Origin of the sequence: Pediococcus argentinicus, from assembly GCF_001437605.1 — a bacterium.
Lineage (GTDB): Bacteria > Bacillota > Bacilli > Lactobacillales > Lactobacillaceae > Pediococcus > Pediococcus argentinicus.
Window position 1 is genome coordinate 1707 of the sequence record NZ_JQCQ01000001.1, and the last position, 11047, is coordinate 12753.

The following is an 11047-nucleotide window of genomic DNA, read 5'->3' on the forward strand; positions in this document are numbered from 1 at the left end:
TAAAGTTTTAATCAAATAACCAACATTCTTAGCATGTTTTGTTACAATAACAAGAAGAGAAATGGAGATGTTATTGTGTTAGGAATTCAATCATTATTAACTTTGGTGTGCTATTTATTTTTCATTGGAATTTCTTTTTGGGCGTTACAAGCTGTTCCATTTTATAAATTCATGGGCAATTATCCAGCGCAGGGTAAACTCTTAATCGTGCTCTTATCAGTTGTGATTGGTTACACCTCTAGTACATTTTTCCTCGATTTAATTACAACAATCAGAAACTTAATTTTTCTTGTTAAATAAAACAATTACAAATTTGTTAATCTGCATGTGCTATAATTTTAGACGGTGTTTAATTTTAAGTGGGTATGAATATGAAAAGAGTTTTTTTAGCAATTATTAGAGGATATCAACGTTTTATATCGCCTCTATTTCCGCCTAGCTGTCGTTATTATCCGACTTGCTCGAACTATACCTTCACAGCAATTGAGCGGTTTGGTGCAATTAAGGGCAGTGTTATGGGTGGTGCTAGGATTCTAAGATGTAATCCATTTGTTAAAGGTGGATACGATCCAGTTCCTGAACACTTTTCGGTTAAGAGAAATCCTCAACCATCATTATTCAGTAATAGGAGAGAAAGTAATGTCGAAAAAAGCAAAAAGCTTTCAGATTGAAATCAACGATTCTGAACGTAGTGGAAAGCCAGTTCAAGAAGTATTAATTAATAATCGTGTGATTGGAACTGTCAGTTCCGAAGATGAAAAAGAATATTTAGCAAAGATCAATAGTAGTGAGATGCGTGTTAAATCACTCGATGAAGGTGTTGAGTGGATTATTTCTGAATATAACCTCCATCAGCTTTAATTAGGGAGGCTTTGGATGAATAATAAAGAATCACGACTGGCTCGTAAGGATGAAAATTCCAAAATTGATTACGGGATTATTTTTCCGGTCTTGATGCTAGCCATTATTGGTTTAGGCTCCATTTATGTCGCTGCCACTCATGATACAAGTGGTACAAGTGTTTTGCGTCAGGTTTTGTCACAAGTGATTTGGTACGCTTTAGGAATTGCGATAGTAGTAGTTATCATGCAATTTGATTCCAAGCAACTTTGGAAGTTGGCACCTGTCGCCTATGGTTTAGGAATCTTTCTTCTAATAGCTGTTCTGTTTTTGTACAGTAGAACTTATGCAGCTAATACTGGAGCTAAGAGTTGGTTTGCGTTTGGGTCGTTTACGTTCCAGCCTTCGGAGGTTATGAAGCCGGCGTACATTTTAATGATGGCTCGGGTCATAACCGTATATAATGAAAAAATTAAAGAACGAACAGTCAGAACAGATTGGCGTCTAATTGGAATTATGATTCTATGGACATTACCAATCCCAATCTTGTTACTACTACAGCATGATTTTGGTACTATGTTAGTGTTCATTGCCATTTTCTGTGGACTGGTAGTTGTTTCTGGCGTTAGTTGGAGAATCCTAATTCCTTCATTTGTTGGATTAGTTATTCTTGTTAGTACGACTTTAATGTTGGTTGTTAGTAACTGGGGACGGGCATTACTTTCTAAGGTAGGTTTTGAAAGCTATCAGTTTGCTCGTGTTGATAACTGGTTACATCCAGCAGCTGATACTAGTAATTCTGGATATCAATTGTGGCAAAGTATGAAAGCAATTGGATCAGGTCAGCTATTTGGTAAAGGATTTGATGTTTCGAATGTTAAAGTACCAGTCCGAGAATCAGATATGATTTTCTCCGTTATTGGTGAAAATTTTGGATTTATCGGTGGTGCTTTACTGATAGGATTGTATTTCTTGTTAATTTACAAGATTATCCAAGTTACATTTGATACAAAAAATGAGTTTTATGCGTATATTGCAACCGGTGTAATTATGATGATTTTATTCCATGTTTTCGAAAACATTGGTATGAATATCGGATTGTTACCATTGACTGGTATTCCATTGCCATTTGTTAGCGCTGGTGGTTCAGCGTTAATTGGAAATATGATTGGGATTGGATTGATAATGTCGATGCGATACCACTATGTTTCATATAATGCATTAGAAGATAAAAGAACTTTTTAAAACGTTGAGATTTCCGCAGTTGCTGTGGAAATCTTTTTTATTTGCCAAATGTTTTTAATAAAATTTTAACTAATGCCTNGGCCCATGAAGGCCAAATTCCTGGTGTTAAGAAGGCTAGTTGGTAAAAGGAAAGCATTAGAATATTTGAGAATAGTAAAAAATATCGCATTACTCTGAGCTATAGAGTGTGCGATATTTTTTTGTCGTTTGAAGATAAGTATATTGAAAATTTCTTGATTTAGAGAGCTATTAATATGAGACGGAGTGGACAAAGACACGCTAGTTATTTATGTCTAATTTAAGAGAGTATAACTTCTTTTGATGATAAGTTTTCAAAAGTATATGGCCTCTTAAAGTTAAATGCGTATTGAATCAAGTAGCCCAACCATTGACGGTGTTCTTCAAAAATTAAATCATTAATTGAGTAAATAAAGTCTGTTGGTTCCTGAGCATCATTAGCATAAAAATAGTGGGTTCTAGCTATTGCACCGTTAATTAAGATCTGTTCAAATAAAATAGTTCTTCCGAGTTTGTCAGTAGATAATCGACGAGTACCTAATTTGTCAGATGTTAGTCCTTCATAGTAGTTTGTTTCAACACTGAATCCATTTTTTGAGAGTAGCTGTTGATACTCGACTTCTTGTTTTTGCCAATCGTTAGTTTTTATGGTTGTAATTGGACTTTCGTTTTTTAGCAAGTCCACCTGGCCATTGCCGAAGTATTCTATAGCAAGCTCAGTATCTAGGGACAAGTAGTCCAAAGTAACAGGCTTCGACTCTGGTTGATCGCTTTCGAACAAATAGTGAATACTAGCCTTCGTATTTTGCCCAACTGTAACTTTATTTAAAAAAACAATATCCGTGTTGGGTTCAAGCAGACGAATAGCTAGTTCTTTAGAGTATTTATCAGCAATAACGATGTTACGTGCTTCATGCATTTGAATTTACCCGCTTTACTAAATTATTCCACTTATTAGCAATAACGCTACGACCGGCATATGTATTTACCCAGTGTGCAGCGTTACATCTACTTTTTTCATTAGAAAACTGTTTTAGACCAGACAAGATAGCTTGTGAAAGGGCATCAGTATCCCCATCTGGAACAGAGATCCCTGTCTTAGAATCTATTATCATTTCTTTTGGACCGTATTCAGTCTGGTAACCAACCAATGGTGTTCCAGCCGACAGTGACTCTGTAATGGTTCTCGCAAATCCCTCTTCCTTAGAACAAACTAGTGCTAAGTTAGCCCTTTGAAATACCTCTATAGGTCTAGTTGTAGGACCCATGAACTTAATGAATTCATTAGCCATTGATGTAGTAATCAACTCATCTAGTTTTTTCTGATATTGAGCATCCTCTGGTTGACCCCAAATTTCAAAACTAATATTTGGGTTAACTTTATGAGCTAAAGTTACAGCAGTTATAGCGTCTTCAACTCTCTTAACAGGATCTATACGGGAAACTAAAACTAAAAAATCATTGGCTGTTTGAGAAGTATTGATTGTGCTTTCTGTCGTGCCTGATATTGGTGGAATGTTAAGTGAATTAGTCAATCCCAATTGCTTTAAGTCATATACTTGCCGCTGTGTCCCACACACATACCAAGTATTTGAATTTTTAGATAGTAGCATGTTGCGATAACCGGGCCTTATAGTTTGATACTGAGTCAAATGTTCAGCGTGTAGGATATTGACTCTGCCAATAATATATTTATTTGCCAAGGTGTTGTAAATGGCTTGTTCTTCTTCATTAACGGCATCTGAGTACAATATAGTCGATTGATCTCCAATTAGCTTATTCAAATAATATGTAATTAATTCTGATTTGGTTTGAAATACAAGCCATTCTTGATTATCCCAATATCTTGCAGAAAGCAAGATTTCGTTTTCATCGTAGAATTCTTGAAGACGCAACTTTTGGTTTTTCCCAAAGTAATCAGTTCTGAATTTATATCTAATATTACTTTCTGTGTTGGCGTAATAGGAACGAGATAATAATTCTCCACTCTGATTCAGAAGGTCACTAAAAACTAAAATTCCAGTACTTGTTTGGTGAGAGTTCTCTGACCACTTTGTATCGGGATTTTGTAGTTCAGATAAATTCTGTATATCAAATATCAAGCTGAGGTACATATTGCTTGTTAACTCTAAATTAATGTTCTGTTGGTCAAAAACATTTAAAATATCCGAGTTAAACGCAAAAGTGGTTAGCAAGCATGGGATGTTTAATTCTTGAAAAATTAGAATTCGATCGCAAATAGCTAGCGATCTACCAGAATGATTCTGTGACATATCGTTTATACAGAACAAGTTATTAGTCATATCTAATTGGTTAGCATCCTTTCTATTCAGAAGGTCGTTATGTATGGCAAAATTTGATTATTGTAGATGTGCTTAAAGTATCGCTAATTTTACAATAAGTTTTGGTCTGATTCAATCGATTATAAAGCGCTTTAAATTATTTTGTTTCATGAAAATCATAATTGAACCTCATTAGCGTTTATTAAATTTAGATTAGATGAACATGCATATAATAAATACGGTTTTTTTAAAATATACTTAGTTAAGCCCAATTTACTAGCAATCTACTAACTTGAAAAATTTTATAAAAGAATAACCAATCGTCAAAATGTTAAATTCTTCTAAGAAAGCACTTGCTATTTTCTCTTTTTTTTGGTACCCTAAATCGGAACTTTTTAGTTAACTTCACAGTTTTGGGGGCGTTTCAATGGAGATGAAAAAGCGTTTTAAAATGTATAAAGACGGAAAACGGTGGGTTATAGGACTCGCGTCTGCTGCCTTTATTATGGGATTAGGTGTTGCTTCTAACACCGCATCTGCAGATCAAGTTAAAAATAATACCGATAATTCTTTGGAATTAGTTGACGGTGTTAATAAAGGCAGCATCGATGTAGATAATAAGCAATCTCAACAGGATACTAACAGCATTAAAAATAAAACAGATGATAGTACAAATTCTGAATCTCAAACCAGCTCATTGAGCAATCCGGATATAAAGAGTAGTAATGAAGAAAGTAAGAATGAAAAGCAAGAAGCTTTAGATCAACAGGATAATAACAACGTCAACGCTACTCCTGAAAATAAGGATAGTTCTGATGTTGAAAATAAAACGATATCAGATGCTACAAATAAAGTAGACAAACCAATGGAATCTTCTAATACTGACTCGTCTGATAACAGTATTTCAGGTAGTTCTCAAAATGATGAGTCAACACCAGTGAATATGCCTGCTTCTTCAGGACACGTTTATTCTGATCCGGAAACAGTTAAGAAGTTCTTGATTTGGCAATCCATACCATCAAAGAATGGCGATGGAACAATTAATCCTTATGCTCCAATTATCATAAATTGGAATTGGGAACTGGGAGATTTAAAGAAGGGTGATACGGTCAACTTTAATATCGATACCACTTTATTTACTATAGCAAATGATACTTCAGCACCAATTCTTACGTCTGATGGAACATCTGTAGGTACTTTTAGTGTAACAAAAGGTGGGGATGCTAGTGTACTTTTAAGTGATCCAAGTGATTATTTTGCATCCCATACTGGTGTGAATGGTCTGTTGAATTTAATAACTAAAGCATCCGAAAAAGTAGTGAATACACCTGGTGGAGAATTTACTTTTAATACAACTATCGCAAAGACTCCATTTACTGTATCGAACGATAGTTCAGGAACCGTTAAGGATAAAGAATATTTAGTAAAGTTTTCAACTAATGTTGGGGACAAGTGGGTTTCTCCAGATGGAACCGTTTATGAATCAGATATTACAACCGGAAAAATTCACTGGCATACGGATATTAATAGTATTAAAGATAGTTTAGAAAATGTTTCAGTTATTGATTCTCCAGAGGATACACAAAAAATTGATTTTTCGAGTTTGATAGTTACAAAGTTTGATGAGAACGGTATTGCTAAACTTGTTTCGTCTGACCAATACGTTTTGAACCAAACTGATGGCGGCGGGTTCACTTTACAGTTAGGCAATATTACCGATCACTATGGTATTGATTACATGAGTAATCTAGTCGATATAAATGGCGATGGAATGTTTAATGATGATTCTCAAGTAACAAATACAATTTCATTAACTGGTAATCATCCCGTTACTAGTCAAGTTGATACATTTATTAATACAAGTGCATCTGGAAATGCCGAAGGTAATACGCCGACGACACCACCGACGGTACCAACAACACCACCGACAGTGCCAACAACGCCGCCAACGGTACCAACGACACCACCGACGGTGCCGACGACACCACCGACGGTACCAACANGATTCTATAACTCAGACTATGTTGTGCTGTTTAGTTAGTGCTTTTTTTGATAGAATAAAGAATATGTTTGTTAAAGGAGACATGTCAGATTGAGCACAATAAAATTGAATAAAAACATTCCAGCACATGTTGCTATTATTATGGATGGTAACGGTCGTTGGGCTAAAAAAAGATTAATGCCTAGGGTTGCAGGACATAAACGTGGTATGGAGACTGTTAAAACAATTACTAAAGCTGCTAATAAGCTGGGAATTAAAGTTCTAACACTCTATGCATTTTCAACTGAAAATTGGAAACGTCCTCAAGATGAAGTTAAGTATTTAATGAAATTACCAATCGACTTTTTTGATAAGTTTGTTCCTGAATTGGCAGAGCAGGGAATTAGAGTTAAAGTCACTGGAGATATCGATGGACTTCCCGAAGCTACTCAAACAGCTGTCAATAATGCAATTCGTGATACTGAGAATGGCAACGGTATGATTTTAAATTTTGCTTTAAATTATGGTTCTCGGACTGAAATTGTGAATATGGTTCAAAAGATTGCTAAACAAGCTGCAGATCATACTATTGAACTAAAGGATATTGACGAACAACTTGTTAGTAAGAATCTGATGACGGGATTTTTAGGAGATTTGTCTGATCCAGATTTATTGATTAGAACAAGTGGTGAAGAACGTATCTCCAATTTCCTATTATGGCAGATTGCTTATAGTGAACTTGTCTTTACACCAGTACTCTGGCCAGATTTTACTAGTACCACTTTAGAAGAATCAATTCTTGAATATCAAAAAAGAGATCGTCGTTTCGGCGGTATAAAAAAGTGAGGATTTTTTAAAATGAGACAAAGAGTTATTACCGCAGTAGTTGCACTGTTAATTTTTATACCTATTATTATTATGGGTGGGATTTGGATTGAAATCGCAGGACTAGTTTTGGCTGGTGTTGCTATGAGTGAAGTTCTAATGATGAAAAAGATTATTTTAATTTCACCAGAAGCTATTATTAGTATTGTTGGAACATTGTTCTTGGTTGAGGCTGGAAACTGGTTTGATGGACTTTCCAAACAATTTAATGCACAATTCATTTTCTTCTTATTTGTGATTGCTTTACTAGTTCGGATGATTTTTAGTCATAATCGTCTTAGCTTTGATGATGTAGGCGTTTTGACTTTGAGTATGCTATATATTGGTTATGGATTTAGTCTGTTTATTGCTGCTCGTGGCGCTGGCTTGTACATGTTGCTATACGTACTATTCATCGTTTGGACAACCGATAGTGGAGCATATATTTTTGGCCGTCAATTTGGTAAAAATAAATTATCTCCACTAATCAGTCCCAATAAGACTTGGGAAGGTTCTATCGGAGGAACAATTGCTGCTACAGTAGTTGGTGGTGTTTTCGCGGCTTTAGTACATTTTCCACACTCATTACTTATTATGATCTTAGTAACAATTATTCTTTCTGTTTCTGGTCAGTTGGGTGATTTGATTGAATCCTCACTAAAACGATTCTATGGTGTCAAAGACTCAGGAAAAATTTTACCAGGACACGGTGGAATTTTAGATCGATTTGATAGTTTACTATTAGTATTACCAATTGCACATTTACTTGGATTATTCTAAATTACGTAAGAGAGGGCTAAATGAATGGTTAAAACGATTATTACTTTTATCATTGTTTTTGGAATATTAGTTATTGTCCATGAGTTTGGTCACTTTGTTATGGCAAAGCGAGCTGGAATCCTAGTACGTGAATTTTCAATTGGAATGGGTCCAAAGTTAGTCGACTTGCAGCGTGGCGGTACAACTTATACGCTGCGTCTCTTACCTGTGGGCGGTTATGTTCGCATGGCTGGCATGGATGAACAAGAAGACGATTTAAAAACTGGTCAACCAATCACTATTATTACCAATGAACACGGCGAAGTTGTTACGATTGACACAACTAATAATCGAAATACTAATAGTGGTATTCCGCTTGAGGTTACTAATTTTGATTTACAAGATGAGCTTTTTGTTGAAGGATTTGAGAACGGTGATGAAGAAACTACACATCGTTTCTCAATTAATCACGATGCAAACATCATTGAATCAAATGGAACAAAAGTAAGAATTGCACCGCGTGATGTACAATTTCAATCAGCAACGGTTCTTCAGAGGATTTTGACGAATGTTGCTGGACCTGTAAATAATTTTATTCTTGCGATTATTGTTTTTGCAATAATTGGTGTTGTACAGGGAGCCGTTCCAACGAACTCCAACCAAATTAAAGTTATTCCAGACGGAGTTGCACGCAAGGCAGGGTTAAAGAATAACGATCGTATTTTGGCCGTTGATGAAGCCAAAATTAATAACTGGGGAGATTTATCAAAAGCTATTTCGAAGAATCCCGGACAAAAACTTGATTTAACAGTTCAACGTCATGAACAGAAAAAACAAATTATGCTTACTCCACAAACTGTTAAGCAGGGTAACCGTAAAGTTGGAATGATTGGAATCGAAAGTACAACTACTTCAAAATTTTCAGATCGTCTATTGTATGGCTTCACAGGTACCTGGAATATGGCAAAGAGTTTGTTTGGCGCGATTGGACAAATGTTCCATGGATTTAGTTTAAATGATTTAGGCGGCCCAGTTGCAATTTATGCAACAACTTCTGCTGCTGCAAAACAAGGCTTTATTTCAGTTCTGACTGTTTTAGGTTTTCTATCACTAAACTTGGGAATTGTTAATCTTTTTCCAATTCCTGCGTTAGATGGTGGTAAACTACTATTGAACATTATTGAAGCAATTAGACGCAAACCTATCAAACCTGAAACTGAAAATATGATTACATTAGTTGGATTTGGTTTACTGATGTTATTAATGATTTTAGTGACGTGGAATGATATTGAACGGTATTTTATTAAATAACAAGGGGAATTTATTACATGAAGCAATCAAAACTATTAATACCAACTGTCAAAGAGGTACCTAGTGATGCTGAAGCTATCAGTCATCAAATGATATTAAGAGCTGGCTATATTCGTCAGGTTTCTGCAGGAATGTATGCATACTTACCATTGGCATTTCGAGTTCTTGAAAACATTAAAAAGATTATTCGCGAAGAATTATCTAAAATTGATGCTGTTGAAATGTTAGCTCCAATTGTTTTACCTCAAGAATTGTGGGAACAATCAGGTCGTTTGGAAACATACGGTCCAGAACTTTTTAAATTTAAGAATCGACATGATCGTAAGTTTATTCTCGGACCTACACATGAAGAAACCTTTACAACTCTTATTAGAGACGAAATTAAATCATACAAAAAGTTACCATTAACCCTTTATCAAATTCAGATGAAATATCGTGATGAAGATAGACCTCGTTACGGATTGTTGCGTGGACGTGAGTTTTTAATGAAGGATGCATATTCATTTCATGCTGATGAAGAAAGCTTAGATAACAGTTTCCATGATATGGAAGTCGCTTATCGTAATATCTTTAAGCGTTGTGGACTAAACTTTAGAGAAATTGTTGGTGATGCCGGAGCCATGGGTGGAAATGATTCTCGCGAATTTTCCGCTGTTGCTCCTGTAGGTGAAGATACCATTGCTTATGCCGAAGAAAGCGATTATGCTGCTAATTTAGAAATGGCGACCGCTGAATATCAGGATCTTGGATTTGCTGATGAAGATCTAAAAGAAATTATCAAGGTTCCAACTGATGATGCCCACAGTATTGATGAAGTTGCTGAAAAGCTTGGTGTTGATATTAACCGGATTGTCAAAACAATGGTTATGATTGTGGACGGTGAGCCAGTTCTCGCTCTCTTAAGGGGAAATGACCAACTTAATGAAGTTAAACTAACAAACCTTCTCCATGCCGATGATGTTCATGAAGCTACTGAAGAAGAAGTTGAAAACTTTATGCATGCTTCCGCGGGTTCATTAGGACCTGTGGGCGTTAAGGATATGAAGATTGTTGCTGACAAATATGTGCAACAAATCCATAATGCAGTGGTTGGAGCTAACGAAAATGGCTATCATTTCTTAAACGCAAACTTAGAACGTGACTTTAACATAGAGGAATTTGCTGATATTCGTGTTGCTGAAGAAGGCGAACTTGCCCCTGATGGTAAAGGTGCTTTGAAGTTTACTAAAGGTATTGAAATTGGTCATATCTTCAAGATTGGTACAAAGTATTCTGATTCATTGGATGCTAAGGTCTTGGATAAAAATGGACGTGCTGTGCCAGTTATTCTAGGTTGTTATGGAATTGGTGTTAGTCGTTTGCTTTCAGCTATTGCAGAACAACAAGCTGACGAATACGGACTAGTTTGGCCTGCAAACATTGCGCCATTCGATATCCATGTTGTCCCAGTTAGTGATAAGAACAAAGAACAAATGGAAACTGCTCAAAATATTGAACAAACTCTTTCAGATGCTGGTTACAGTGTCTTAATGGATGATCGTAAAGAACGTGCCGGTGTTAAATTCGCCGATTCTGACTTAATTGGGTTACCACTTCGAATTACCGTTGGAAAGAAATCTAGCGATGGTATCGTAGAAGTTAAATTACGTAAGAGTGGAGAAACAGTTGAAGTTAAAGTTGAAGAATTAAAGAACACAGTTGATATTCTATTGAATCAAGCTAACTAAATACTTAGTGTATAAAAAGT

The 11047-nt window shown here is 35.7% G+C and carries 11 protein-coding genes; 9 read left to right on the forward strand and 2 right to left on the reverse strand.

The features are described from left to right. The first annotated feature begins 75 nt into the window (after nucleotides 1-75). From IV88_RS00015 to IV88_RS00030, 4 genes are all read left to right on the forward strand, one after another. Nucleotides 76-300 carry a DUF1146 family protein gene (locus IV88_RS00015; protein WP_186823788.1) on the forward strand — a complete coding sequence of 75 codons (225 nt, stop codon included), beginning with the start codon at nucleotides 76-78 and terminating at the stop codon, nucleotides 298-300. Between the two features lie 71 nt (nucleotides 301-371). Continuing rightward, complete coding sequence (gene yidD / locus IV88_RS00020) at nucleotides 372-671, forward strand: membrane protein insertion efficiency factor YidD (RefSeq protein WP_057797450.1); 300 nt, start codon at nucleotides 372-374, stop codon at nucleotides 669-671. Then, nucleotides 640-861, forward strand: a complete 222-nt coding sequence (locus IV88_RS00025; RefSeq protein ID WP_057797451.1) for a DUF2969 domain-containing protein — start codon at nucleotides 640-642, stop codon at nucleotides 859-861. Before yidD ends, IV88_RS00025 begins: the two co-directional genes overlap by 32 nt. A 15-nt stretch (nucleotides 862-876) precedes the next feature. Next, nucleotides 877-2085: an FtsW/RodA/SpoVE family cell cycle protein gene (locus tag IV88_RS00030; protein WP_057797453.1), complete on the forward strand. Its 1209-nt coding sequence runs from the start codon at nucleotides 877-879 to the stop codon at nucleotides 2083-2085. 298 nt (nucleotides 2086-2383) lie between these two features. Here the strand turns inward: IV88_RS00030 and IV88_RS00035 are convergent, their stop codons facing one another. Both IV88_RS00035 and IV88_RS00040 read right to left on the reverse strand, forming a co-directional pair. After that, nucleotides 2384-3022 (reverse strand): hypothetical protein, encoded by a 639-nt coding sequence (locus IV88_RS00035; RefSeq protein WP_057797454.1) that lies wholly within the window; start codon nucleotides 3020-3022, stop codon nucleotides 2384-2386. Continuing rightward, nucleotides 3015-4406: a glycosyltransferase gene (locus IV88_RS00040; RefSeq protein WP_083486794.1), complete on the reverse strand. Its 1392-nt coding sequence runs from the start codon at nucleotides 4404-4406 to the stop codon at nucleotides 3015-3017. The genes IV88_RS00035 and IV88_RS00040 overlap by 8 nt, the downstream gene beginning before the upstream one ends. Before the next feature lie 406 nt (nucleotides 4407-4812). Here IV88_RS00040 and IV88_RS09060 point away from each other — a divergent pair. The 5 genes from IV88_RS09060 to IV88_RS00065 form a co-directional block, all read left to right on the forward strand. After that, nucleotides 4813-6387 (forward strand): KxYKxGKxW signal peptide domain-containing protein (locus IV88_RS09060; protein ID WP_236698580.1); only part of this gene is annotated, 1575 nt, incomplete at its 3' end. Nucleotides 6388-6477: 90 nt separating this feature from the next. Beyond that, nucleotides 6478-7212, forward strand: a complete 735-nt coding sequence (locus IV88_RS00050) for an isoprenyl transferase (protein ID WP_057797456.1) — start codon at nucleotides 6478-6480, stop codon at nucleotides 7210-7212. 12 nt (nucleotides 7213-7224) lie between these two features. Beyond that, nucleotides 7225-8010 carry a phosphatidate cytidylyltransferase gene (locus IV88_RS00055; RefSeq protein WP_057797458.1) on the forward strand — a complete coding sequence of 262 codons (786 nt, stop codon included), beginning with the start codon at nucleotides 7225-7227 and terminating at the stop codon, nucleotides 8008-8010. A 24-nt stretch (nucleotides 8011-8034) separates the two neighbouring features. Continuing rightward, entirely contained in the window at nucleotides 8035-9300 is a 1266-nt protein-coding gene (rseP, locus tag IV88_RS00060) for an RIP metalloprotease RseP (protein ID WP_057797460.1), read from the forward strand. 17 nt (nucleotides 9301-9317) lie between these two features. Continuing rightward, a complete protein-coding gene (locus tag IV88_RS00065; RefSeq protein WP_057797462.1) occupies nucleotides 9318-11027 on the forward strand; it encodes a proline--tRNA ligase in 1710 nt (569 codons plus the stop codon). Nucleotides 11028-11047: the final 20 nt, after the last annotated feature.